At 48.3% G+C, this 25,887-nt stretch carries 17 protein-coding genes, 1 tRNA gene and 1 other RNA gene; 10 read left to right on the top strand and 9 right to left on the bottom strand.

Annotated features, from left to right (window positions below; translation table 11 throughout):
- Positions 1–67: 67 nt before the first annotated feature.
- Both ygfK and ssnA read right to left on the bottom strand, forming a co-directional pair.
- Entirely contained in the window at positions 68–3,052 is a 2,985-nt protein-coding gene (gene ygfK, locus I2H39_RS22225; protein WP_138311035.1) for a putative selenate reductase subunit YgfK, read from the bottom strand.
- Positions 3,053–3,296: 244 nt separating this feature from the next.
- Positions 3,297–4,628 (bottom strand): putative aminohydrolase SsnA, encoded by a 1,332-nt coding sequence (ssnA, locus tag I2H39_RS22220; RefSeq protein WP_138311034.1) that lies wholly within the window; start codon positions 4,626–4,628, stop codon positions 3,297–3,299.
- 353 nt (positions 4,629–4,981) lie between these two features.
- Between ssnA and I2H39_RS22215 the strand changes: the two genes are divergently transcribed.
- The 6 genes from I2H39_RS22215 to I2H39_RS22190 all read left to right on the top strand — a co-directional run bounded on the left by I2H39_RS22215 (position 4,982) and on the right by I2H39_RS22190 (position 12,299).
- Entirely contained in the window at positions 4,982–5,647 is a 666-nt protein-coding gene (locus I2H39_RS22215; RefSeq protein WP_138311033.1) for a helix-turn-helix transcriptional regulator, read from the top strand.
- 24 nt (positions 5,648–5,671) lie between these two features.
- Positions 5,672–6,880 (top strand): diaminopropionate ammonia-lyase, encoded by a 1,209-nt coding sequence (gene dpaL / locus I2H39_RS22210; protein WP_138311032.1) that lies wholly within the window; start codon positions 5,672–5,674, stop codon positions 6,878–6,880.
- 71 nt (positions 6,881–6,951) lie between these two features.
- A complete protein-coding gene (locus I2H39_RS22205) occupies positions 6,952–8,262 on the top strand; it encodes a YgeY family selenium metabolism-linked hydrolase (protein WP_347563890.1) in 1,311 nt (436 codons plus the stop codon).
- 401 nt (positions 8,263–8,663) lie between these two features.
- Positions 8,664–9,857, top strand: a complete 1,194-nt coding sequence (gene ygeW, locus I2H39_RS22200) for a knotted carbamoyltransferase YgeW (protein WP_138311030.1) — start codon at positions 8,664–8,666, stop codon at positions 9,855–9,857.
- 129 nt (positions 9,858–9,986) lie between these two features.
- Complete coding sequence (gene arcC / locus I2H39_RS22195) at positions 9,987–10,937, top strand: carbamate kinase (protein ID WP_138311029.1); 951 nt, start codon at positions 9,987–9,989, stop codon at positions 10,935–10,937.
- Between the two features lie 15 nt (positions 10,938–10,952).
- Positions 10,953–12,299 carry a nucleobase:cation symporter-2 family protein gene (locus tag I2H39_RS22190; RefSeq protein ID WP_138311028.1) on the top strand — a complete coding sequence of 449 codons (1,347 nt, stop codon included), beginning with the start codon at positions 10,953–10,955 and terminating at the stop codon, positions 12,297–12,299.
- Positions 12,300–12,378: 79 nt separating this feature from the next.
- Here the strand turns inward: I2H39_RS22190 and I2H39_RS22185 are convergent, their stop codons facing one another.
- A complete protein-coding gene (locus tag I2H39_RS22185; protein ID WP_195627546.1) occupies positions 12,379–14,646 on the bottom strand; it encodes an EAL domain-containing protein in 2,268 nt (755 codons plus the stop codon).
- Positions 14,647–14,819: 173 nt separating this feature from the next.
- Positions 14,820–15,596, bottom strand: a complete 777-nt coding sequence (locus tag I2H39_RS22180) for an SIMPL domain-containing protein (protein WP_138311026.1) — start codon at positions 15,594–15,596, stop codon at positions 14,820–14,822.
- Between the two features lie 333 nt (positions 15,597–15,929).
- On the opposite strand from I2H39_RS22180, the gene ssrA reads away from it, so the two are divergent.
- Positions 15,930–16,269: a transfer-messenger RNA gene (ssrA, locus tag I2H39_RS22175) on the top strand.
- Between the two features lie 1,022 nt (positions 16,270–17,291).
- Here ssrA and I2H39_RS29340 read toward each other — a convergent pair.
- From I2H39_RS29340 to I2H39_RS22160, 3 genes are all read right to left on the bottom strand, one after another.
- Positions 17,292–20,921 carry a doubled motif LPXTG anchor domain-containing protein gene (locus tag I2H39_RS29340; protein ID WP_227146070.1) on the bottom strand — a complete coding sequence of 1,210 codons (3,630 nt, stop codon included), beginning with the start codon at positions 20,919–20,921 and terminating at the stop codon, positions 17,292–17,294.
- Between the two features lie 224 nt (positions 20,922–21,145).
- Positions 21,146–21,622 (bottom strand): hypothetical protein, encoded by a 477-nt coding sequence (locus tag I2H39_RS22165; RefSeq protein WP_195627545.1) that lies wholly within the window; start codon positions 21,620–21,622, stop codon positions 21,146–21,148.
- 334 nt (positions 21,623–21,956) lie between these two features.
- Positions 21,957–22,361, bottom strand: a complete 405-nt coding sequence (locus tag I2H39_RS22160) for a YobA family protein (protein WP_227146073.1) — start codon at positions 22,359–22,361, stop codon at positions 21,957–21,959.
- Positions 22,362–22,515: 154 nt separating this feature from the next.
- Between I2H39_RS22160 and lepB the strand changes: the two genes are divergently transcribed.
- Positions 22,516–23,082 (top strand): signal peptidase I, encoded by a 567-nt coding sequence (lepB, locus tag I2H39_RS22155; protein WP_138311024.1) that lies wholly within the window; start codon positions 22,516–22,518, stop codon positions 23,080–23,082.
- 76 nt (positions 23,083–23,158) lie between these two features.
- On the opposite strand, the gene I2H39_RS22150 is transcribed toward lepB, so the two are convergent.
- Positions 23,159–23,968, bottom strand: coding sequence for a hypothetical protein (locus I2H39_RS22150; protein ID WP_195627544.1), 810 nt, complete (start codon positions 23,966–23,968; stop codon positions 23,159–23,161).
- A 261-nt stretch (positions 23,969–24,229) separates the two neighbouring features.
- Complete coding sequence (locus I2H39_RS22145; RefSeq protein WP_138311022.1) at positions 24,230–24,604, bottom strand: desulfoferrodoxin family protein; 375 nt, start codon at positions 24,602–24,604, stop codon at positions 24,230–24,232.
- A gap of 378 nt (positions 24,605–24,982) precedes the next feature.
- Here I2H39_RS22145 and I2H39_RS22140 point away from each other — a divergent pair, with 378 nt between their 5' ends.
- Both I2H39_RS22140 and I2H39_RS22135 read left to right on the top strand, forming a co-directional pair.
- Positions 24,983–25,462, top strand: a complete 480-nt coding sequence (locus tag I2H39_RS22140) for a hypothetical protein (RefSeq protein WP_138311021.1) — start codon at positions 24,983–24,985, stop codon at positions 25,460–25,462.
- Between the two features lie 350 nt (positions 25,463–25,812).
- Positions 25,813–25,884: transfer RNA gene (locus tag I2H39_RS22135), tRNA-Glu, on the top strand.
- Positions 25,885–25,887 lie beyond the last annotated feature (3 nt).

Here is a 25,887-nt window from a genome sequence, read left to right as displayed (position 1 = left end):
AACCTTTGCTAAAGGAGTCCCCACATTTTCATTGAGGACTCCTTTGTACGGCAATTCGCACATTTATCTACAGCATATATGAATAGTCGCTGATAACTGTCTTGATGATTTTACGGATGCCGTCCGGCACATCCTGGTTTTCGGAACCAACCGTGTAATCCATGACTTTGCCCTGAAGCCTTACCTTGCAGGCGCCGGCAGCTGCATCCAGTACCGTAAAGCCCTGGTTTTTGCTGTTTTCCATGTCTGCCTCATTGGCAAACAGGGTGAACTTGTCAAGATAAGGAGCGCTGTCCCACGGACAGAAGCTCTTACAGTTGCCGCACTCATTACACATATAGTCCACATGGATAATCTGATGCTTCTCCATGCCCGGAACCACCAGGGAAATATTTGCTCTGTTGGGGCATACCTCCACACAGTTCTCGCAGTAGCTGTTGCAGGATAAGCAGCGTGTGCTGTCAACAATCTGGTCATTCTCCTCCGCCAGCCTGCCCTTGCGTCCGTAGATGGCGTCAGCGTCAGAGAGCCTGAACAGGTCCTCTGCCAGAGCCTTTCCAACTATAGCCTCCGCCGCCATCTTGCCGTCCCTGATTCCTTCCACTACCGTGGCAGGACCGTAGAGACCGTCGCCGGCAACATATACGCCCTTCACAGAGGTTTCCAGTGTCTCCTGGTTCACCTGGGGACGCCTTCTGCTGTCCAGGGCAATGCCGCAGTTCTCGTAAAATGCGCCCGGCACCTTTTCACCCACAGCTGCAATCACAGTGTCGGCAGGCACCTCCACCACCTGGTCTGTCTCCACCACGCTGCGGCGTCCGCTGTCGTCAAGGTCGCCCAGCACCATCCTCTTACAGTACAGGACTCCCTGCTCCAGTTTCACGGGGGCCAGCAGTTCAGCAAATTCCACGCCGTCCTCCACAGCCATGACCAGTTCTTCCTCGTCCGCAGGCATGTAGCGCCTGGTTCTTCTGTATACCAGGGAAACCTTTTCCACACCGGCATTTCTCTTGGCAGCCCTGGCTGTATCCATGGCTGTGTTGCCGCCGCCGATGACAACCACGTTCTTTCCTAATTCCACCTTTCCGTCCGTTGCCTTGAACCGGGCCAGGAAATCCAGGGCGTTCATGGTATCCCCTGCCTCCAGCTTAAGCCTTCCCTGCTCGGATGCGCCCACTGCCAGGACAACATAATCGTAATCCTTCTTAAGCGCCTCTATGTCCGTGATTTCCCTGCCGTTTACCATTTCCACTCCCATGGCCGCCACCAGCTTCACGTCATTGTCAATGGCGCTGTCGCTGATACGGAAACCGGGAATCACATTGCGGACAACGCCGCCCATCTTATCTTCCTTCTCAAACAGGGTCACCTTCACGCCTCCCCTGGCCAGGAAATAAGCTGCCGCCAGTCCTGCAGGGCCGCCGCCCACTACGGCTGCCTTCTTGTCAGAGGTGACTGCGGGAGCCTTGAGCTTTGCCATGACAGCATCAAATCCGCCTTCTGCCGCCTCCAGCTTGGTCCTGCGGATATCCACCGGGGACTCGTAGAAATTTCTGGTACACTTGCTCATACAGTTATGGGCGCAAATGGTTCCGGTAATAAATGGAAGCGGGTTCTTATTGAGAATGACCTCCAGTGCCTTCTCAAACTCGCCTGCTCCGGCCAGCTGCAGGTATCTGGTGATATCCTGATGGATGGGGCATCCTTCCTGGCAGGGAGCGATAAAGCAGTCTGTCAGCGGAACCGGCTTCCTGATTTTCCTGGAAGGAAGAGGCTTCACTGCCTTAACGTGATGCTTGTCGGACTTCACCGCCTCCACCAGACCGGTTACTTTGCCTGCATCCACGCCGTCAAAGGCAGCTGCTTCCCTGGCTGCAAACAGCTGTCCAATCTGCTCCAGTCTCTCATAGCCGCCCGGCTTTAACATGGTGGTAGCCATGGTCACCGGCCAGATACCTGCGTCCACGATATCCGTGATATTGAAGTAATCAGCACCGCCGGAATAGGAAATACGCAGCTTCCCGCCAAAGTCCTCAGCCAGTTTCCCGGCAACGGACATGGACAGGGGATAAAGGGACTTTCCGGACATGTACATCTCTTCGCTGGGCAGCTCGTTCTGCTTTACATCCACCGGGAAGGTGTTGGTAATCTTTACGCCGAATTCCAGGCCCTTCTCATCTGCCAGGGCCTGCAGCCTCTGGAGCATGGGAACAGCGTCTGAGTACTGTAAGTCATCCTTAAAGTGGAAATCGCCAAAGGCAACATAATCATAGCCCATATCGTCCATGATTTTCCTTGCATACTCATATCCAAGAAGGGTTGGGTTGCATTTAATGAATGTATGTACTTTCTTCTCCTCAATCAGGTATCTGGCGATGCGCTCAATCTCCTGCGGAGGACATCCGTGAAGGGTGGAAAGGGTTGCGCAGTTGCACACCTCTGGTGAAATGGCTTCCACATCCTCTTTTGATACCTTTTCAAAGCGGTCCAGATTGTCTAAGAGCCACTGCCTGCACTCTTTGAAAATGGCGGTATCAGAGGCATCCTTCATGCCCTCGATGAAGCGGTCAATCTTCTCTGTTTTGATTCCCTCCAGGTCGTATCCGACGGACATGTTGAACTGGAAGCCGTCAGGACTGCCCAGGCCGTATTCCTTCGCCAGCACCTTGCAGGCAAACCATGCCTTCACATACTCGTCAAATGCCTGGGGCACATAAAGCTCTGTGGACCACTCGCAGTTGTAGCACTCGTCGTCAGCCTTGATACATGGCTTGGATACGGGAAGGTCCTCGCCGTCCAGCTTCTGTACGGTCTTAAGTTCGAAGAAACGGCTGCCTGCAACGTAGGAAGCCACGATATTCTGGGTCAGCTGGGTATGGGGTCCTGCTGCGGGTCCAAAGGGAGTTTCCAGCTTACGGCCAAAAATCTCGTAGGTTTTGTCCGGGTCTGCAATGAATGGCCTCCTGATGCCGAATACAGCACCCTTTTTGTTCTCTTCGAGAATCCAGTTCATCAGTTTTCCAAATGGAATCGGGGTCATAATGTCGCTCATATTATTCTTATCCTCCTTTATAACCAGACCAGGTCCCAGCACCGGATACCGCGGACCATGTCCGCAGGTCCTCCATCCGGCTCAGCCGCCCGGGAGATACTATCATCCCGGGGTGCCAAATCCCGCCGCCCTGCAATCGGATATCACTTATAAATTATACATTGTGCCTGTATTGCTTATATATAGGAAAAGCCAGCCATCCCTGGAAGGCTTTTCCTGCTTCTGCCGGCTGCTGCCCCGGCAATTAACCGTTGATGGAATGGGCCAGCTTCTTTGCCTCTTCCCTTACCTCGTAAAGAATCTTCTCCTCGTCCATTCCCACAAGCTCCCTGTCCTTCATCAGAACCTTTCCGTTGCACACCGTGGTCACCACGCTTCTTCCGGTCATGCCGAACAGGATGTGGCCGTTGACATTGGAGGCGTCCATGGGCGTCAGCGGGATGTAGTCCGTGACAATCACATCAGCCGCAGCCCCTTCCTTCAATACGCCTAACTGCTTCCTGAAATAGCGGTTCGCAATCTTTGCATTGCCCTCAAAGAGCATCTGCGGAACCTCGCCCCAGGCTGCATTGGCATCGCAGAGGTGATGCTTGTGAAGAACATTGGCCACCTTGAAGGACTCTGTCATGTCGTGGGTGTAGCCGTCGGTTCCCAGACCGGTGAGAATGCCTCTGTGGACGATTTCCATGGTTGGAGGGCATCCGCATGCATTGCCCATATTGGACTCAGGGTTATGCACCACCATGGTGTCCGTATCCTTAATCAGCTGCATCTCATGGGGATTCACGTAAATACAGTGTGCCAGCAATGTCTTTTCCCCAAGAATACCGCAGTCCATAAGACGGTCCACGATTCTCTTGCCATACTTCTTAAGGCAGTCATGAAGGTCCTCAATGCCCTCTGCAACGTGGATGTGGTATCCCACCTCAGCCGGCTTATTGGCTGCCGCCAGCTCCATCGTCTCATCTGAGATGGTGAACTGCGCATGCATACCCATCATACCGGCAATCATATCCGTATCATCTGCCAGCGCATGTTTAATCCAGGACGCATTCTCCATCACAGCCGCCCTTGCCTTATCCATGCCGTCCCTGTCGGAAACCTCATAGCAGAGACAGGTCCTGACGCCCATTTCCTTTGCAGCGTCCTCAATGGCAAATAAGGAATCCTTTATCTCGCCAAAGCTGGCGTGATGGTCAAATACAGTGGTGACTCCGTTCTTAATGGAATCCAGGTAAGTGGCCCTTGCGCTCTGGCGGGTCTGCTCGCACGTCAGATGGCGGTCAATGGTCCACCACATGCCGTCCAGAATATCCAGAAATCCCTTGGGGTCATATCCTTTTATGGAAAGACCTCTTGCCATGGCGCTGTAGATGTGCTCATGTGTGTTGATGAAGGCCGGCATGATGACGCCCCCCTTTGCGTCCACATATTCGGCGTCAGGGAACTCTTTTTTAATCTCTTCCAGCGTACCCACCTTCTTTATTGCGGTACCGTCCATTGCCACTGCCCCATTTTCAAAAAATGGCTGTTCTGGGTCTCTGGTAACCAGACGACCGTTCCCAATCACTAACATAACCTCTCTCCTTTTCTTTCTTTCATTTTATGATTTTATGTACCTGCTCTTGGATTTTGTCCTAAACACCATCCGGAATTCATAAACTCTAATAAGATAGAACAGGACTTCCTGTACCCCTATACTAACACCATACAAATCCATTTGCAAGCAGAAAATGCAAAAATTTTTAGATATTCAAAATTTTTTTGTAAAAACCTCTTGCAATTCCTTTTTTTTGTGCTATGATGGAATCATAAACAACGCATCACAACTTTGCGAAATGTTTATTGTACAAAGTCACCATAAACGGTAAGTCCCCGGCAGCAGCCGGGGAAAGGTTTGAAGAGTCCGAGGAAAAGGAGGTTAAAGCCATGTCATACACACTAGATTTACTGAAACAGCTTGCTGATGGCCTTGCAAGACAGTTCGGACCTGACTGTGAGATTGTCATACACGACCTTGAGAAACACGACCTGGAGCATTCCATCGTACACATCAACAATGGTCATGTGACAAACCGCCAGGAGGGGGACGGACCTTCAAAAGTAGTCCTGGAAACCCTTCACAAGGACCCGGCTTCATTGAAAGACCATCTCGGATACCTGACCCGTACATCCAACGGCAAGATACTGAAGTCCAGCACCATTTACATCCGTAATGAGGAAGGGGATTCCATTGACTACCTCCTGTCCATTAATTACGACATCACAGGCCTGATGACCGTGGACCGTTCCATTAAAGCTCTCATCGACACCGAACCCCAATCGGACGTGAAGCAGCAGCCCGAACAGATTGTCCACAACGTCAACGACCTGCTGGATACCCTGATAGAGCAGTCGGTGGCCCTCATCGGCAAGCCGGCCGCCCTGATGAACAAGGAGGAAAAAGTGACTGCCATCCAGTTCCTGAACGATGCAGGCGCCTTCCTTATAACAAAATCAGGGGACAAGGTTTCCAAGTACTTCGGAATCTCCAAATTTACTTTGTACAGCTACATTGATGTAAACAGCCGCAAGTCGGAAGATAAAAAAGCGTGATGATTATAAGGAGGATTATGTAACATGGACCAGAAGATTCTATGGGCGGTCAATCATATGCCTAAGACAGATGACAAGAACCTGCCGATTATGGGACTGGAGGAGATTGCGAAGGCAAGGACATTCCACGAAAGCTTCCCCCAGTACACCAAAACACCACTCACCAAGCTGGACAATATGGCAGCTTACCTGGGAGTAAAGGAAATCTACTTAAAGGATGAGTCCTACCGTTTTGGCCTCAATGCGTTCAAGGTTCTGGGAGGTTCCTTCTCCATGGCCCGCTACATTGCCAAGGAGACAGGCAGGGACGTATCCGAACTTCCCTACTCAGTCCTCACTTCTGACCAGTTAAGAGAAGAATTCGGCCAGGCTACCTTCTTTACCGCCACAGACGGCAACCACGGACGCGGCGTTGCATGGGCAGCCAACCGTCTTGGACAGAAGGCAGTGGTACATATGCCTAAGGGTTCCACCCAGACACGTCTGCAGAACATTGCCAAGGAAGGCGCTGCAGTAGACATCCAGGAGATGAACTACGATGACTGCGTACGTCTGGCAGCCAAGGAAGCCGACGAGACGCCAAGGGGCGTTATGGTACAGGATACAGCCTGGGACGGCTACGAGGAGATTCCATCCTGGATTATGCAGGGTTACGGAACCATGGCCATGGAGGCCGGCGAACAGCTGAGAGACTACGGCTGCCAGCGTCCTACCCACATCTTTGTCCAGGCAGGCGTTGGTTCACTGGCAGGCGCTGTGGTAGGCTACTTCTCCAATCTCTATGCTGATAATCCTCCTACATTTGTAGTTGTGGAAGCTGAGGCGGCTGCCTGCCTGTACAAGGGCGCTGCTGCCGGTGACGGACAAATCCGCATTGTGGACGGCGACATGGAAACCATTATGGCCGGTCTTGCCTGCGGCGAGCCCAACACCATTTCATGGGATATCTTAAAGAACCATGTCAAAGTATTCATCGCTGCTCCTGACTGGGTAGCCGCAACCGGTATGCGTATGTTAGGCGCTCCCATCAAGGGCGACGCACCTGTTACCTCCGGAGAATCCGGCGCAGCTCCATTCGGCGCACTGGCAGCCGTCATGTCCATGGATGAATACGCAGACTTAAGGAAAGACATTGGCCTGGATGAGAATTCCAGGGTACTGCTCTTCTCCACCGAAGGCGATACAGACCCTGAGCGCTACAAAAACATTGTCTGGAAGGGTCTGGACAAATAAAGCACAAACAATCACCTATATCACACCTTAACCAAATATCAATGTATAATGGAGGAAACGAAGAAATGAATCTGGATTACGCAAAAATCAAAGAAGCAGCACAGAACTATGAGAAAGACATGACCAAGTTCTTACGCGACATTGTTAAGTTCCCAGGCGAGAGCTGCGATGAGAAGGCTCACATCGACCGCATTGCTGAGGAGATGACAAAGCTGGGCTTCAACAAAGTTGAAATCGACCCAATGGGCAATGTTCTGGGATACATGGGAACCGGCGAAACCCTCATTGGCTTTGACGCCCACATCGACACAGTTGGCATCGGCAACAAGAGCAACTGGAATTTCGACCCCTACGAGGGCTATGAGAATGACACCGAGATTGGCGGACGCGGCGTGTCTGACCAGTGCGGCGGTATTGTATCTGCTGTATACGGCGCTAAAATCATGAAGGATTTAGGAATGTTAAGCGACAAGTATACGGTTCTTGTAACCGGTACGGTTCAGGAAGAGGACTGCGACGGTCTGTGCTGGCAGTATATCATCAACGAGGATAAGGTCCGTCCCGATTTCGTAGTATCCACAGAGCCTACAGACGGCGGTATCTACCGCGGACAGCGAGGCCGTATGGAAATCCGCGTTGACGTTAAGGGCGTTTCCTGCCATGGTTCCGCTCCTGAGCGCGGCGACAATGCTATCTATAAGATGGCTGACATCCTTCAGGATGTACGCGCACTGAACGAAAACGATGCAGCTGATGACAAGGAAGTTAAGGGCCTTGTGAAGATGCTGGATGAGAAGTACAATCCGGAGTATAAGGAGGCTAACTTCTTAGGCCGCGGCACGGTTACTGTTTCCGAGATTTTCTTCACCTCTCCAAGCCGCTGCGCAGTTGCTGATTCCTGCTCCGTATCCCTTGACCGCCGTATGACAGCAGGCGAGACCTGGGAGAGCTGCCTGGATGAGATTCGTGCTCTTCCTGCAGTTAAGAAATACGGCGACGACGTTACCGTATCCATGTATGAGTATTCCCGTCCTTCCTATAAGGGCCTTACATATCCAATCGAGTGCTACTTCCCAACCTGGGTTATCCCGGAGGACCACAAAGTTACCAAGTCCCTGGAGGAAGCTTATAAGAACCTGTTCGGCGACGAGCGTATCGGCGTTGATGCCACAGCAGAGATGAGAAAGGCACGTCCTCTCACCGATAAGTGGACCTTCTCCACCAACGGCGTTTCCATCATGGGACGCAACGGCATTCCTTGTATCGGATTTGGTCCTGGCGCTGAAGCTCAGGCCCATGCTCCCAACGAGATTACATGGAAGCAGGATTTGGTTACCTGTGCGGCTGTTTATGCTGCTCTGCCTAGCGTGTACTGTAAGTAATTTTGCAGCAGGTGTTTGTTTTAATTCGTTTATTGTCCGCAGGGTGATTTCTTGGCTGCCACACAGTTGTGGCCGCGGCCCGCTGGCCCGCAGTGCCGTCTTCTTGGCCTGGGGGGCGGCCAGGAAACATAGGGCATACGCCCTATGAAAAATAAAATATAACTGCATCCTTATAAGAGAAAACTCTTTACAGCTGCACTTACATTTTATTTTCGCACTGCTCATTCGTAAACCATTTTCCATGAAGTCCTAAGTGACCTGTTTGGTTCCGGCGGTCTATGCTGAAGGCCGCCGGAACGGCTCAGGCCCAAGGTACTGGTGGAATGGATGTCCCTATTATTTTGTAACTTCTAACAACGATACCCAAATTAAAAATTAAATATATTAAAGGAGTCAATCAAATGAAAACATTACAGGATTACATTGATAAGTTAAACAGCCTCAACTTCAAGGAAATGTACGAGAACGATTTCTTCCTGACCTGGGAGAAAACAGACGAAGAACTGGAAGCAGTCTGGACCATGGCTGATGCTCTCCGCTACATGAGAGAGAACAACATCTCCACAAAGGTATTTGAGAGCGGCCTTGGCATCTCCTTATTCCGCGACAACTCCACCCGTACCCGTTTCTCCTTTGCCTCTGCCTGCAACCTGTTAGGTCTGGAAGTTCAGGATTTGGACGAGGGCAAGAGCCAGGTTGCTCACGGCGAGACTGTTCGTGAGACAGCTAACATGATTTCCTTCATGGCTGACGTTATCGGTATTCGCGATGACATGTACATCGGCAAGGGCAATGCTTACATGCACGAAGTTGTTGACGCTGTTACACAGGGCCACAAGGACGGCATCCTGGAGCAGAAACCAACCCTGGTTAACTTACAGTGCGACATCGACCACCCAACCCAGTGTATGGCTGATATGCTGCACATCATCCATGAGTTCGGCGGCGTAGAGAATTTAAAGGGCAAGAAGTTAGCCATGACATGGGCTTACTCTCCTTCCTACGGCAAGCCTCTCTCCGTTCCCCAGGGCGTTGTTGGCCTGATGACACGTATGGGTATGGAAGTTGTCCTGGCTCATCCGGAAGGCTACGAAATCATGCCTGAGGTTGAGGAAGTTGCCAGAAAGAACGCTGAGAAGACCGGCGGTTCCTTCCGCGTATCCCATGACATGGCAGACGCATTCAAGGATGCCGACATTGTATATCCAAAGAGCTGGGCTCCATTTGCAGCTATGGAAAAGAGAACCAACCTGTACGCAGAAGGCGATTCCGAGGGCATCAAGGCTCTGGAGAAAGAACTGCTGGCTCAGAACGCAGAGCACAAAGACTGGTGCTGTACAGAGGAACTGATGAAGACCACCAAGGACGGCAAGGCTCTGTACCTGCACTGCTTACCGGCTGACATCAACGATGTAAGCTGCAAGGACGGCGAGGTTGAGGCAACTGTATTTGACCGTTACCGTGACCCTCTGTACAAAGAAGCAAGCTACAAGCCATACGTAATTGCTGCTATGATTATGCTGGCTAAGTTCGCTGACCCGGCTGATATCTTAAAGAAGCTGGAAGAAAAAGGAACACCCAGAGTATTCAAATAAACCATTCATCTTACCATGTAATACAATGTAAGGGCTGCCGGACTGAGTCCTGCAGCCCTTTTTGTCTCAAATTATGCAAAAACTCGGCGGGATACCCTCATATCCCGTCCTATAAAGGGGAAAATCACTATGGAAAACAAGAAAAAACGTATTGTCATCGCCCTTGGCGGCAATGCACTGGGCAATACCCTTCCTGAGCAGATGAAAGCAGTCAAGATTACGGCCAAGGCCATCGTAGACCTTATTGAAGAAGGCTGCGAGGTCATCGTTGCCCATGGCAACGGCCCTCAGGTGGGTATGATTAACAATGCAATGGCTGCACTGAGCCGCGAGGACGCAAACCAGCCAAACACCCCTCTCTCCGTCTGTGTGGCTATGAGCCAGGCCTATATTGGCTACGACCTGCAGAATGCCTTGAGAGAGGAACTCTATAACCGCGAAATGTATGATATTCCGGTTGCAACCATGATTACCCAGGTCCGCGTGGATGCAGACGACCCTGCCTTTGAGGCTCCTTCCAAGCCAATCGGCCACTTCATGACAGAAGAACAGGCCAGGATTGCAGAGGAAAAGTACGGATACATTATGAAGGAAGATTCCGGACGCGGCTACCGCCGTGTGGTGGCATCTCCAAAGCCTGCTGAAATCGTTGAAATCGGCGCTATCCGCTCCCTGGTAGACTCAGGACAGCTGGTAATTGCCTGCGGCGGCGGCGGTATCCCGGTTACCCGTCAGGGAAACCACTTAAAGGGCGCAAGCGCTGTTATCGACAAGGACTTCGCCAGTGAACTGTTAGCTGAGAATCTGAATGCTGATTTCCTGATTATTCTCACTGCAGTTGAAAAGGTTGCTATTAACTTCGGAAAGCCGGAAGAAAAGTGGCTGGATGACCTGGACACAGAAGAAGCAAGAGAATATATCAAAGAGGGACATTTTGCCCCTGGTTCCATGCTTCCCAAAGTTCAGGCTGCTGTTAAATTTGCTGAATCAAAACCAGGACGCACTGCCCTCATTACGCTGTTGGAAAAAGCAAAAGACGGTATCCAGGGAAAAACCGGTACTCATATCCATTTAGCGTAAAGGAGGCAATGATATATGAATACAGACAATACAGTGAAACAGCACGCATCCCTGTTTGATTTGGATGGTGTGCCAAAAATGAGCCAGGCAATTCCCCTGGCCCTGCAGCACGTAGTAGCCATGATTGTGGGCTGTGTAACGCCGGCCATCATAATTTCCGGCGCAGCAGGCATTGACACGGCAGACAGGGTTCTGTTGATTCAGGCTTCCCTGGTTGTATCCGCCCTTGCCACCCTGCTGCAGCTCTTTCCCATAGGCAATAAGAACAGTTTCCATCTGGGCGCCGGCCTTCCTGTTATCCTGGGCGTAAGCTTTGCCTATGTTCCCAGTATGCAGGCCATTGCGGAGCAGTCCGGCATCCCGGCCATATTGGGAGCCCAGATTGTAGGCGGTGTCTGCGCCATTCTCGTAGGCCTTACCATCAAGAAGATACGAAAGTTCTTCCCGCCTCTGATTGCAGGCACGGTTGTGTTCACCATCGGTCTGTCCCTCTACCCCACTGCCATCAACTACATGGCAGGCGGCGCGGGCCAGCCCACCTACGGCGCATGGCAGAACTGGGTGGTTGCCATCTTCACTCTGGTGGTAGTTACTGTGCTGAACCATTTTGCCAAGGGATTCCTGAAACTGGCGTCCATCCTTATGGGCATGATTGCAGGTTATATCTTTTCCATGTTCTTTGGCATGGTAAGCTTTGGCAATGTGGCTGAATCCGGCATGTTCCAGCTCCCTCAGGTCATGCATTTCGGCATCAGCTTTGAGGCGTCTGCCTGCGTGGCCCTGGGACTGCTGTTTGTCATCAACTCCGTGCAGGCCATCGGTGACTTCTCCGCCACCACGGCAGGAGGTCTGGACCGGGAGCCCACCACAAATGAGCTTCACGGCGCTATCCTGGGCTATGGCTTCTCAAACATCATAGGTGCATTCCTGGGATGTCTGCCAACCGCCACCTACAGCCAGAACGTAGGTATCGTGGCTACCACCAAGGTTGTTAACCGCGTGACCTTAGGGCTTTCCGCACTGATTATACTGGTTGCCGGACTGTTCCCCAAATTCTCCGCCCTGCTGACCACGATTCCCTATGCGGTCTTAGGCGGCGCGACTGTATCTGTATTCGCTTCCATTGCCATGACCGGTATGAAGCTGGTTATGACGGAAGATATGAACTACCGCAATACCTCCATTGTAGGTCTTGCAGCTGCCCTGGGAATGGGCGTGTCACAGGCATCCGCATCCCTGTCCGCATTCCCCACATGGGTTACCACAATCTTCGGAAAATCTCCGGTTGTCATCGCTACGCTGGTGGCTATCCTGTTGAATGTCACCCTTCCGAAGGATACCGGTAAAGTAAAAAAGAATTAATCCTGCTATTGTAATGGTATAAATGAAAAACGGACTGTCCCCTGGCGGGATGGTCCGTTTTTCATTTGATTTATCCTATCTATTTATCATCCATGCCTCCAAAAGGCCCGTCCTGGTATTTCGTCAGCAGGTGTTCAAAATCCTCCTGCGGCATGGGCTTTGCAAAAACATACCCCTGAATCACATTGCAGCCTGCATCCCTGAGGAATTCCACGGTGTCCATATCCTCCACGCCCTCTGCAATGGTCTTTATATTCAATTCTCTGGCCATGTTAATGACATTGGACACAACAATACGCTCCCGCCTGATATCCCGGCTCTTGTGGAAAAACAGGATGTCCAGCTTCAGCACGTCGATAGGCAGGTTCTTCAGCAGGTTAAGGGAACTGTATCCCGAGCCAAAATCATCCAGCGAGCAGATGAAACCGTGCGCATTCAGGTTAACCACCAGTTCCGCAAATAATTCCGTGTCAGCAGCCAGGATACTTTCCGTAAACTCCAGTTCCAGAAAACCATCCGGTATAGAATATTTGTCCTTGATGCCCGTGTAGTAATCCACAAAGTCGTTCTGGAACAGACCGGCCTTTGATACATTAATTGCCAGGCTCACTGGCCTTTTGCCCTGTTCCAGATAAATCCGGTACCAGCGGCATGCATGTTCGAACATATAGCGGTCCAGTTTTACAATAAGCTCACTTTTTTCAAACAATGGGATGAAATCACCGGGCGGTATCAGCCCCCGTCTTGGACTGAGCCAGCGGACCAGCACTTCTGCACCGGTAATCCGGTTCCCGTTCTGTATATCAATCTTGGGCTGCATATAGAGCATGAATTCCTGGTTCTCCATAGCTGCCTCAGCCTCAGACTCCAGGGCGGAATCCTCCAGCATGCGCCTGCGGATGCCGTCATCATAGAACACATAGGAGGTTCCCGGTCTTTCCTTTGCTATCTTATGGGCCATGTTGGCATAATTCACCAGCACATCCAGGGACTGTTTCTCATCTCCCGGACGGAAGCGGTAGACGCCCACGGGAATCTCCATGAAGGGCTGCTCGTCCATACCCGAATTTCTCATATACTCCTTAAGCTGACAAAGCCCTCTGTCCAGCGCTTCCATATCCACGCAACGGGTTATGCCGGCAAAGTTATCAGCTGCTATGCGGCAGCTGATACGGTCGGGGCTTTCCACTGTTCTGAGGAATTCCGCCACCAGCCTGAGCAGCCGGTCCCCTTCCTCATACCCAAGCACATCATTAATCAGTTTGAAATTCCTCAGGTCACCATACCAGAGCACATAGGCGGGCAGCTCAGAACGGGCCAGTTCAGGACGGTTAAGGAGTATCTCCGCCTCCCGCTTAAAGCCCGCAAAATTGCGCAGACCTGTAAGGGAATCGCTGTAAGCCAGCTTCATCAGCATCTTCTGGTTATTCACAGCCATCCTCTGCTGTCTGCTCATCAGCCATATAAACAGGCCGCAGGCCACCACGATAATGGTCATGATACCTCCTGCTGTCTGGATGTAGCTGGAACGCAGCACATCCACAGGCACCATGCTTACCTGGTACCACTGCCCCTCAATAATGGGAAGGATAACCAGCATCTGCCTGATTCCCTGCCTGTCTGTAAGAATAAAATCACCGCTGCCCTCTTTCTTTATGACTTCTGCAATCTTTGTTCTATTTTCAGGAAGGATGTCTCCCTCATATGTCTTAATGGTCTTAAGCACATAATTACCATCGTCATCCAGGATATTGGAATAACCAGCCCCCTTAAGAACCGGCGCGTCGATAATCTCCCTCAGTATGACAGCTGAATGGACCGCACAGAGTATGCCTCTGACATTACCTTTACTGTCATTAATCCTGACACCAAAGTAATTGATATATCCACTGGCATCCTGCGGGTCCGCAAATGTATCGGATATGCTCTTTTCGCCCTGCAGAGCCCTCTCAAAGAACTCCATTCCGCTGAGATTAACCTCCTGGACATTGCCGTTCATGTCCACCATGCGCGCATTGCCGCGGACATCCGCGTAGCCCATCCGGATAAAAGCATTCTCCTCATTTATATCCTTTAATATGGTCATAATCTGGTTCTCATCCAGGATTACCAAATCCCTCAGACTTACAGCCAGTCCCTCCAGTGTCTGCCAGTCTCCCTCAATCTGTTTTATAATGGATGTCCTTGTCTGATTCGCGGCATCATACAGGTATGCCACGTTCTCCTTCTGGCTTTTCAGAATCATCTGTACAAGAAAAATAATACTGCTGGCAATAAAACATAAACACAGTATGATAGGAAGCAGCGTATCCCTGCGGCCATTTCCTCTGCAATCTGCAGTTGTCATCTCATAGTACCCCTGTCTTCATTAGACTATAAAATAATAATAATATATTTATGCCTAAATATCAATGACAAATATCCCCGGAAACAGTACCGCATCATGTTATATGATACTGATTCCGGGGTATATCCGCTGCAATACTTTATTTATTTTTCATCCGGCAGATTCAATATAATCTATTCGTTCAGCTCATAGGAAACCGTTACCTGGGCTTCCACGCTGACCTGGCCCGGCATAACAGGAGCAGCTGCATCTTCCACTGCCGCCGCCATTTTGGCAGAGCCGCCTGAATTATAGGAGGCATATCGTGTCTCCGGCCGATAGCCAAATTCCTCTGCGTGAACCACGCCTGCCAGTGTCTTCCCGCTGGCCTCTGCCAGGGCCTGTGCTTTGGCCTGGGCAACAGCCATGGCTCCCTTCAGCGCCTCCTGGTAGCTGGCATCATAGCTGCTGGAAAAATAGCTGACGGAATTAATGCCATTGACGCCTGCTGCCACTGATTTTGTGATAATGGTACCTGCATTGTCAATGGGAATGTCGGACACAGTCAGGCTGGTGGTCATCTCATAGCCGGTTATCTCCTGTCTATCGGAATTCCAGTTACGGATGGGGCTCAGACCATAGGAGGATGTCTGTATGGAAGTCTCCTCAACCCCAAGTCCCTTCAATGTCTCAATGGCTGCGTTCAGGTCCTGGGCGTTCTTCTCCTGGCATGCAGCAGCCGTATCTTCCCTGGTATAGACAGCGTACTCAATCTGTGCCATATCCGGCACCACCTTTACCTCCTCGCGGCCTGTTACTGTAATTACATTCTCCGCCGCGCCAATATTCTGCACCTTCAGGGTGTCCGGAATCTGTGTCCCGGCCGCACAGCCGCCAAGCCCTAAGGCTGCGGCCGCCACTGCCGCACTGAGTCCTGCTGCGTATACTGTCTTCTTCATATTATGTTTCATGATTGCCTCCCTCTTTTCCGTTATCACCGGAATCTATTCATATGATGCGGAGCATACAAATATGCCCTATCCTTATATTACCAGAAAGAGGGGATTCTGGTATTTCTTTTCTCTTAATTATAGAGGTATGTTTCATTACAAAGTTTATACGAATTTATGTCCGGCCCCATCCGGAGCTCCGGCCATATCTGTCCTGAGGCAGCCATTGTTATCCAGACTGTCCATATCTATCATATTTCATCACTGCCCTTGACAGCGGCGCCGGAAACTGCTAATATAGAGTGAGCGCAGGATTTCGTTAGCATACCAGGTAAGCGCAGCACTGAGTATTCAGGGGTTGTACTGGTTTCGACGGGGGTCATGCAGCTGGTGAAGCTATCCCCATGCGATGGGTTAAATGGCAAAAATAAATATAAACGCTAACGACGAATTAGCAATCGCTGCCTAATGGCAGCTGTCAGACTTAGAGCACCCGCACTTTAAGACCCTGGCATCGACTATGTGGGAAACGACGTATGCAAAGCTTTGAGCATATGGGCGTATCATGAAGCTACTGAAACCATCCGGGTGTCCTTTCTCTGATGGCAGAGGGAATGTCAAATAAAGGACTATGATAGTAGAAGAACAGGGAATTGATTTTCGGACAGGGGTTCGATTCCCCTCAGCTCCATTTTTTGAGAAGTACGTATTTGCGGAAAACAACGTAAATACGTACTTTTTTCATTTATTTAATCACATATATTATGTTGCAAATCTAATGAAAAATGTGCGTTTTTATGATAAGGCACAACACGAACCACAATATGAAATCTAACAAAAAGTTAATAAATGAGGGGCCTTTAAGGGTCCCCCATTAAATACACCCTGCGGCTGATAATACGGACGTGCCGGAGGAACCCACAAAAGAAGCTCTACATTATCTTTAAATATATGTGACATAACTCTTTCAAGCCGGGCATTGTTATTCGATACTTTATCATATCGGTCAAGTGTTCTTCTCTTAAGCCAAAAAGTATCTTTATTAACTTTGTTGATTTCATCAGGATGTTAAGCAAAGTATTTTTCAATATAGCGTTTTAACTGATAATCACGCATAAATGACATAAGATATGGAGTGGATTTCACATAATTAAAAACTTTACTTCACTCTGTTTTTGAAAAATCAATCCATCCTAATTCCATTCCTTGTATCTCCTGAAATTTATGTCGTTACAGCTCAATAAAAATTTCATCTATCTTCTATGCTTGGTGTGATTTCCATAATATCGTCTATTGTGCACCCAAACGTAAGGCATATCTTCTCTCTTTTGTTGCAGCAAAATCCATTACACATGTTACGCTCAGTATATCATATGCAATCATGAACCTCAATTTAGGTCTGAAGTTTTCAATATTATTTCCACGTCGGAAATATTTCTTTTAGGTCATTTATTTGCAGTGGTTGCCGAATTTGAACGCTATACTTTGATGGAGCGTATTACAGATAATATGATGGAGCTGGCAAAGGAAAGCCCGTCTATTGTCCCTTAACATGCAACTGTAGTTGGTGTTATATATAAAGCAAGGGCTGAAAGCCCAAAAAGGAACTTTCAGCCCAGTTATTATCTTAAAAGATTCGCATTTACAGACATTTCTTTACGCACTTAGTACCGCTCCTGGCTTGAAACCACCTACTCCACCGCCTTTGCCAAGACATCAGACCGATTCTTCTTTTCTTTTCTTACCTAAAGCTGTCAGAACCAGGAGCAAACCAGACAACAGCATGGTAAATGTGGTTACCGCAGAACCCTGACCGGTTTTCGGCAATGGAGCCAGCGGCACTTCTTCTTCGTCAATGAAAACAGGTGTATCTGGAAGGGATGCCAGCGGCACTTCTTCCGGATTAATGGTTATTCCCGGGCCACCGGTTTCCGGAGTGGTACGGTGACCGCCTGAGTTGCCGCCGCCTCCGCCGCCGCTGCTTCCGCCTCCCCCAGGGGTGTCCGGCGTGGAATTATGGCTGTAAACATTTGTAAAAACCACTCCCTGGTCCAGATTACTTCCGCCAACATGCACGGCAATCAATCTGTTATTTGATTCATCCAGAGTAATATCATACGTCCCCTGATAAACCGTATTATCGTAAGAAACCTCTTTGACCGTGGTACCGCCGCCCACTTCTGAGATAGAGTACACTGCTTGTGTTCCCAATTCGTCCGCTGCAAGGTTATCCGTCAATCTAAACCTGGCGCTTTCTAACGGCTTAATGGTAATTCTGTCAACCTCAGAACCATTCTTTTTCAAGGAAAAGGTAAATTCATCCTCCGCCGTAAACTCACGGCCGGATAATACTTTCTCACCATTAAATAGAACGGTTCCTGTTGCCGGCGCTGGTTTTTGCAATTGGAAACCAAATGTAAATCCAAAAAAGCTGACCTGATATGCATCAGTCGTATAGTCGCCATCCAAAGCCATGACTATATTATTCTCCAGTGCATTGGAAGACCCGGATTTAATGGTGGAAAATGCACTTGAAAAGTATGGCTCCATAACCGTTGTGCCATTCTCATTGTAGCTGCGCATATGGCTTCCAAGAGAATAGGTTGCAGAATCCACGCTGTCTTTATAATACTGGTCCAATCCGTCCCTGTTATAGCTGTCTGTATTGACAAATAACCGCAGACATGAATTATAGAAAAAGTTATATGCCGCTTCAGCTAATTCAAAATCCGATGCGCGTCCGCCCAATGTCTGGCCCTGAAACCCTGTATCCCAGTTAGGATTCGGATTGAATCCTATAATCTCAGCTATGACATAATCCGGAAACTGGTCAAGCTGTTTTGCCTGCAAATCATACCTGTCATTGTAAAAGTCAAGGTAATACTGAACCAAATCACCAGTTCCATTATAATCATGGGGCATTCCTTTTGAATCCGTAAAACGGAATTCATTCAGGTTCCATTTGCTGTAGGAAGGAACCCTGTCTACCATACAGTTAAACAGAGATGCCATGGCCGTATTCCCCATATTCCATATCACAGTACCTTTTGGAATGGCCTGACCAGTATATGAATAGAAGCCAGTGTTCTCACCATTATTGAGAATCGTATAAACAAAGCTGTTATCTTTATACTGATAATCAACCTGGGACTTATTTATGATTTTTACATTAAATTGGTACTTATCACCGCCTTGTGTCTGATTCCACATGTAATCATCTATATTAGGTATGATTTCTTCCATAATGTAATCATCTAGATTAATATTCAGTTCATCGGCATCCACATCTTCCCCTATAGTGACCTCTATGACTGCCTCAAAGTTCTTATAATTTGAATTTAATATTTCATAGGAGAAATCAATTCCGTCTGATGTGGGCCCAAGTATAATCGGTTCGGTCTTCCAGCTGCCGTCTTCCCATGATTTATAGGCAGAGCCTGTATCTGCAGCCGGCACCACAGAGAAAGCGCCTACAGGAGAGAAGCTGTCCGTCCCCATCACGACAATTCCCTGTGACTCGTTTACAACCGCATCCTTTATCTCAATCTCATATTCCTGGCTGCCCTCTTTAAATTCTTTTACGTGGAATGCACTGACCTCGCTTTCATTGTCTACTATCTCAGGCGCTTCAATAGAAATTTTAACCTCGGCATTTGGCTGCGTTTCATTTCCATCGTTATCTATTACAGTTACATCATACACAGCAATTCGGTCAACCTTTTCACCGTTGCCGGCCAATTCAGTGTTTAGCCTTTCCACAAAGCTGTCTATATCGCTCATGGCTTCCGCTTTGACATCCACAATATTCTTCATAGCCTTTTCAGAACCAGATACCGCTATAACAGCTCCGTCGTCTGCCGTCGTGGAAACCATTACTCTTTCTTCCATAATATTCAGTTTACTGAGCGTTGTAATATATGCTTTTGCCGTAGCGCAGTTTCCAATGCCTACCAAACCACTGGAACCTGTTTTTCCTGCATCATTTTTCATCTCATTTTCAGTGCCATTGGATGGCGATGCGACCGGCAGTTTTTCCGGTGCTTCTGTTTCCCTGGTAATTTCTTCTTCCGTTTCACTGCCGCCACTTTCTTCAGGAACCGCCGTTGTTTCTTCTGTGGTATCAGCGGCTTCATCTGTAGTTTCATCCTGGACTGCCGGTGTCTCATCCGGTGTCCCATTTGTTGTTTCTTCTGTTGTATGTCCAGTTTCTTCCTTGATAACCGGTTCCTCTGCTTTATCTGCGGTTTCTTCTATTTTGTCAACAGATTCTGTTTCCTTATCTATTGCAGGCTCTGTCTCCGGTTCTCTTACTGATTCTGCCTTCGGCAGTTCCGGAACATCCCTGTCTTCCATGTCACCAACCACCGGCGCGTAATGACGGATAATAGATGCCACCTGGCCATCGGCTCCTCTATCGGGCTCTGCTGTATTTTCCGGCTGGACTTCCTGCTCCGGCTCTGCTGCCTTTTCCGGCTGGGCTTCCTGCTCCGTTTCTTTCTCCGGCTGGGCTTCCTGCTCTGTCTCTGCTTCTTTCTCCGTCTCTGCTGTCTCTGTTGTTTCCTTCTCTGTATCCTCAGCATCCTTCTGGTTTTCTACAGAAGTTTCTATTGATACTTCTGTAGAATCATTGGCTGCATCATCCTTGTCCGGGTTAACCGAGGTTGCTTCCTCAATAGTCCCTTCTTCCGTTGGAGCCAATGTTTCCGGTGCCGCGGTTTCCTTATTATCTGTTCCTTTTCCATCGTCCGGTATGAATTCCGCAGTCTCTTCAACTGGCTTTGAAATATAATTTACCTCTTCATCCCCATATGCTGCATCAAAGTTTTTAACGTTAATCCGTTTGGTTTTTTTGACCTTCTCTTCTCCGTCATCCATCTTTATGATATTCGTGGTACAGCTAATGGTATCGTCCCCGTTATTCACATATAAGAAAATAATCTCTTCATCACCAGTTACCATATACATATCATCGGCATCTTCCGGCAATCGTATGAACACTCTTAACTCCGCGTCCACACTTCCGCCTTCTGGTTCCGGGAATACTTCCATTAGTTTTCCTTCTCCAAAAAACAGACGTTCAAAGTCCGTAACTTTACCATTTGTAAAATCAAGGTCACCAATTGTCACTTCGTTGTTGCTGGCAATGGATTCTTGGATTGACTCCAGCAACTGAATACCGTCCATTGTAAATACAACAGTATCTGCTGAATCTGCTGCATAAACAGTAGTCATCCCAGCACCTGCATTGGTTAGTACCATAGCTGCCGCCAGCAAAATTGCAATCCAACGTTTCTGTAAATCATATAATTTTTTCTTTCTTATACCAAACCTTTTTTTGCTGCTCATACAGTCACTCCTCTCATTACCTCCATAGCCCATATTAACGGACTAAGTGAATTACCAACTGGTTCCAGTCTATCAAATTTTGGTTACAACCAGGTAACAAAATAGGATTTTATGAAAATTTGGAAAAATACAAAATAGTATACATAAAAAAGGCCGGAGAATCCAATACAATGCACGCTCCAGCCTGAACTATCTTATTCAGTTATAACGCCCCTTAGCCTATCTTATGGAGTTGCCGTAAGGCTGGGGTCGAAAAAATCAATGGGTTTTCCGGACTCGCCGTCCTCAAGTCTGGCAATTGCCAATACATCGGGTATGTTCTGGCTTTCTTCCAATGCAAATAAATCCCTCCATTCAGTATGAGGGGACACATACCTTGGTATACTCCACATGTAATAAATAGAAATATGGCTGTCAGGCTGCAAATCCGAGAATGCTATTTCATTTCCGGAAGAATCATATACAGTTACACCGGAATTGTATTTTACAACATATGTACCATTGGTTCCTTTGTTGTTGGTAATATCCCCCTGGATTGTCAAATGCATCCCATCATTGGCCAGAACCCTGGCCGTAAGCTGCGATTTGTATCCGTCTGCCTTCTGATTGATAAAATACCATCGGGAGGCAATTGCAGTAAAGAAAGCCGTCAATATAACGGCAGCTAACATGACTGGTATGGAAAATCTTTTTTCACTCATATAAATCTCCTTTCATGCATATCATATCCTCTTACATCGAAACACGGTACCGGAACAGCGTTTTCATCCTCCTCCCGCAACATACTGCCCAACCCGGAGGCCCATTGTCCCCCATCAGATGTGAAACATGATTACTTCTAAAAAAAGTATACAAAACAAACTTTTATCCCTAAAAAAGTTTGTGCACACTTTTTCCGCATCAGGTGATACTATAATAGACGTAACCCCCCATTACATTATATAGTTTTTGCTACACCCCATAAAAAACGAAATACCTTCTCCTAAAATGACCAGTTCCCCGACTGGTCATTTTACTTTGTCCGTCAGGCATTACCTAGTAGGGTGTCTCATCGTCCAGCAACTGAATCCGGAGCACATCCCTGACCTGGGCCGGATACGACTCCAGCACTTCCCCTGTGTATGTGACTGATATGGTATTTCCAACCTTCAAATCTTCCGCTGTAATGGGCACCCCTCTCCAAATAAATTCTGTTTTATCCCCCACGGTCAGCTCAAAGGCGCCCCGCCCGTTGATATCATTTATCTCCAATCCCTGAACCAGGATACGGTTCTCCCTTATCTCTTCTATGACAGCGTAAAATGTGGTTCCAACCATGGGTCTGACGCTCCTTCTTCCCCCATAGTAGCCGCCGGCTGCGGCTAACAGAATAGCCAGTATGATGCTTATTGTACGTATGATTCGTTTCATATTCCACTCCCTTGCTTCATTCTTATTCATAGAATAACATCACGGGAAGAATTTTTTAATAAATAAACTATTAATTATTCTTACATATTAACAAATAATAAAGACTTTATAAGTTGTAAATGCTAAACTGATACACAGCATACGTTCTTTTCCAAATTCAATTTGCATCCTAAAGGAGAATTTCATGAACAAATCACTTAATAATAAATCATCCGGGAGCTCCGGCCTAAAAAAAGAGTTGCTGGAATGGGTCAGGATACTGCTGGCCGCCATTGCCATTGCCTTTGTCCTCAACACCTTTGTCATTGCCAACAGCTATATACCATCCGGTTCCATGGAAAATACCATCATGACAGGGGACCGAATCATCGGCTCCAGACTTTCATACGCGTTCGGCGCCCAACCCCAAAGAGGGGATATCGTCCTCTTCAACCATAAGGCGGAACCCGGCAGGGACAAGACCAGGCTGGTCAAACGGATTATTGGGCTGCCCGGAGAGACCGTGGATATCCGGGATAACCAAATATACATCAACCAATCGGAAACACCCTTGAATGAACCCTATCTGCCGGAGCCCATGGAATCAGAGGACTACCACTTCGAAGTGCCGGAAGGCTGTTATCTGATGCTGGGAGATAACCGGAACCATTCCAGTGACGCCCGGGAATGGCCAGACCCCTTTGTCCCGGAAGAGGATATCACGGCCAGGGCATTGTTCCGCTATTTTCCAGGGATACATTGGATTTCCTGACTTCCTCTGCCGCGGTCAGATTCTGTGGTAACGGCGGCAGGGGGCCGGACTATCCAGCCAGAAACTTCCGGAAACTTTACTGATAGATATTATTCACCTTCCAGGAACCTCCAAACTGGTACATGGCCAGCCCGGAATCCGCTCCCAGCTGTGCTCCGGCGTTGCCTACTGCCTGAAGCCGGGATGCATCCGTGGCAGTGACGGAATTGCACAGACGGTCCGTAAACAGCCTGTCGCCGCATTTGGCTATAAAAGTGGCTGCATCGCTATATTCTGCGGATGTTCCATCTGCATAGATTACATTCACCGGATAATTGCAAATCCTGGAAAGAGTCTCTATATCCTTATAAGAAAAGCATTTCTGGACCGTGGTGGCTGCTTCCTCCAGATTGCCGATATTGAGCGCCCCTGAGGCGCTGCCTGACTGGCTGCCGTAATCACTGTAAATGTTGTTAACCTTCCATTGCTTTCCAAACTTATACAGACTCAGACCTGCATCGCCGCCCATCTGCACCCCTGCATCCCCTACCTCTTTCAGCTTGGAGACATCCGTGGATGCAATGGCGGACTTCATTCCAGCCGTAAAAACAGGACCGGAACCCAGGGCCAGCAGCTCCTGCTTGTTTTTGAGCTCAACCAATTCGCCGGATGCGTATGATATGGTGAGCGGATAGTTGCATAAATCTGCCAATGCATTCAGGTCCTGTTTCTTAAAAGCTGATTTGACCCTGGATGCCGCATCCTTAACTTTTTTCTGTCCCTCACGCCTCTGCCTCGCGGAATAAGCGGCAGCCGGTTTTCCGGCGGCAGCGTAAACAGGCACGGCAGGAATGGCATTGGTCAGAGCCAGGGTACAGATGGTAACAGCAGCTAAATGTTTTTTCATGGTAAATCTCCTTTTCATCTTAATTCTTTCATATTCCATACGGTTTCATATGATTAGACGGGAGAGCTTTCATAAAAGTTGCATCCAATAAAAAAATCCTGCTAATTATCCTGCCACACTGTTTTGCAACTAAAAAACAGCATTTCGTACCCCAACGGCCGAAATGCTGTTTGTTTCCTTTGATTATGTCTGATTGCATATCATATCCTGCTGCATCTTATAAAGCCGGATACACCTCACCCGGATATCATGCCGGGCAGATTACGGCTCTGCCTTCCATAAACCATGCAGGTTGCAATATGCGTATACAGCCTCAACCGCATCTCCCTCACAGAGCATGAACTCTGCCTGGGGCTTCTGTCCTGGCTGCAGTTCTTTTCTCTGGTTCCCCTGCCTGGTAGCCAGAGCAATCCACTGGATGTAGTGTTCCGGAATCATAGGATGCTCGGCTGACCCGACTGTGACAGTCACCTTGGCCCCATCTGTGCGGATGACAGGCACATGCTTTTCAACTGCCGCGTCTGTGGTGTTTGGAACCAGCTCCTGCATCTTTTCCCCACAACAGACAACCGGTACGCCGCTGCTCTTCACATAGGCAATTATGTTGCCGCAGTGATTGCAAATATAAAATTTCATATTATACCTCCTTCTATGTATTGTCTAAATCCAGTCTATCACAATTTAGCCTTATTACAATACAATGGCGGAAAATTAACAATAACATAGCAGCTTCGGATTCCATATGATTCCATATAATTACATATAACGCTGTCCTTCCCCTGTCCGGTCATTCACAAACTTCTCACATAATGTTCATAATTCCGTTACAGAATCATAAAATTTTCCTCACATTTTATGGATATACTAATTTATGTAAAGAGCTAATGCTAATAAAACTTTTTTTCATAATACTCGGCCGGAGGGATGAAGTCCTTCCGGCCTCCTCCTTTTTATTCAACTTTCTGGATTCTTTTTACGTTCCCGGCATATGATAATTAAAAAAGGATATTTTTTATGAACTATGAAAATCTGACTCCCATAGTCGGAGTCATTACCAACATCTCTACTCAGGAAGGGGACTGCTGTACCCAGGTCATAACACTGGGTGTGGAAGGCCAGCCCGTCAATATGATTCTATCCAATGAAACCTTTGTGGTGGACACCATGCGGCTGATGCCGGGCATGCGTGTGGCTGCATTTTATGACAGCACCCTGCCTGTTCCCCTTATCTATCCGCCGCAATACCAGGCTGAATTAATTGCCGTTGTCAGGCCGGAGGAGGATGTAAACCTTTCCTGGTTTGATGAAACCCTCACTGCATCCGACCAATCGCTGAAGCTGAACCTGTATCAGTCCACTGTATTGTCAACCCTAAACGGTCAGCCCTATTTCTGTTTCCCGGCAAATCATTTCCTGCTGGTATATTATGCGGCTGCCACTAAGAGCATACCGCCACAGACAGCTCCCAACCGGGTTATCGTGCTGTGTTCATAGTGCTATGTCCGGCAGCCTGTAAAGAGCCTTTTTATTTCATTTTCACAAGAGCCTTGTAAGAATGCATAAAATACTTTTTTCCATTCTTCAAACTTTGTGCACACTTTTTTCATGGCATATGCTATTATAATTAACGTAAACCCCCCCAATACATTATATAGTTTTTGTTACACCCCATAAGAAACGAAATACCTTCTCCTAAAATGACCAGTTCCCCGACTGGTCATTTTACTTTGCTGATTTTTATTTTCCGGCATATGTTTGCCCGGTATAATTTTTTTCAAAAAATACTGGACAAACTAAGAACTATATGATATTATAAACAAGCTGTCGCTGAGATGCACAGATAAGGCCTGATGGTCAAGCGGCTAAGACGACGCCCTCTCACGGCGTAAACCCGGGTTCGATTCCCGGTCAGGTCATGA

The organism is Clostridium sp. 1001283B150225_161107_B6 (assembly GCF_015556325.1).
GTDB lineage: Bacteria > Bacillota > Clostridia > Lachnospirales > Lachnospiraceae > Enterocloster.
Note: the sequence above shows the minus strand (reverse complement) of the source record. Positions and strands in the feature narration are given on the sequence as shown.

Excerpts from the sequence above, each read along its gene's own strand:
- ygfK (WP_138311035.1), bottom strand. The coding sequence starts at position 3,052 with ATGAGCGACATTATGACCCCGATTCCATTTGGAAAACTGATGAACTGG.
- ssnA (WP_138311034.1), bottom strand. The coding sequence starts at position 4,628 with ATGTTAGTGATTGGGAACGGTCGTCTGGTTACCAGAGACCCAGAACAG.
- I2H39_RS22215 (WP_138311033.1), top strand. The coding sequence starts at position 4,982 with ATGTCATACACACTAGATTTACTGAAACAGCTTGCTGATGGCCTTGCA.
- dpaL (WP_138311032.1), top strand. The coding sequence starts at position 5,672 with ATGGACCAGAAGATTCTATGGGCGGTCAATCATATGCCTAAGACAGAT.
- ygeW (WP_138311030.1), top strand. The coding sequence starts at position 8,664 with ATGAAAACATTACAGGATTACATTGATAAGTTAAACAGCCTCAACTTC.
- arcC (WP_138311029.1), top strand. The coding sequence starts at position 9,987 with ATGGAAAACAAGAAAAAACGTATTGTCATCGCCCTTGGCGGCAATGCA.
- I2H39_RS22190 (WP_138311028.1), top strand. The coding sequence starts at position 10,953 with ATGAATACAGACAATACAGTGAAACAGCACGCATCCCTGTTTGATTTG.
- I2H39_RS22185 (WP_195627546.1), bottom strand. The coding sequence starts at position 14,646 with ATGACAACTGCAGATTGCAGAGGAAATGGCCGCAGGGATACGCTGCTT.
- I2H39_RS22180 (WP_138311026.1), bottom strand. The coding sequence starts at position 15,596 with ATGAAACATAATATGAAGAAGACAGTATACGCAGCAGGACTCAGTGCG.
- I2H39_RS29340 (WP_227146070.1), bottom strand. The coding sequence starts at position 20,921 with ATGAGCAGCAAAAAAAGGTTTGGTATAAGAAAGAAAAAATTATATGAT.
- I2H39_RS22165 (WP_195627545.1), bottom strand. The coding sequence starts at position 21,622 with ATGAGTGAAAAAAGATTTTCCATACCAGTCATGTTAGCTGCCGTTATA.
- I2H39_RS22160 (WP_227146073.1), bottom strand. The coding sequence starts at position 22,361 with ATGAATAAGAATGAAGCAAGGGAGTGGAATATGAAACGAATCATACGT.
- lepB (WP_138311024.1), top strand. The coding sequence starts at position 22,516 with ATGAACAAATCACTTAATAATAAATCATCCGGGAGCTCCGGCCTAAAA.
- I2H39_RS22150 (WP_195627544.1), bottom strand. The coding sequence starts at position 23,968 with ATGAAAAAACATTTAGCTGCTGTTACCATCTGTACCCTGGCTCTGACC.
- I2H39_RS22145 (WP_138311022.1), bottom strand. The coding sequence starts at position 24,604 with ATGAAATTTTATATTTGCAATCACTGCGGCAACATAATTGCCTATGTG.
- I2H39_RS22140 (WP_138311021.1), top strand. The coding sequence starts at position 24,983 with ATGAACTATGAAAATCTGACTCCCATAGTCGGAGTCATTACCAACATC.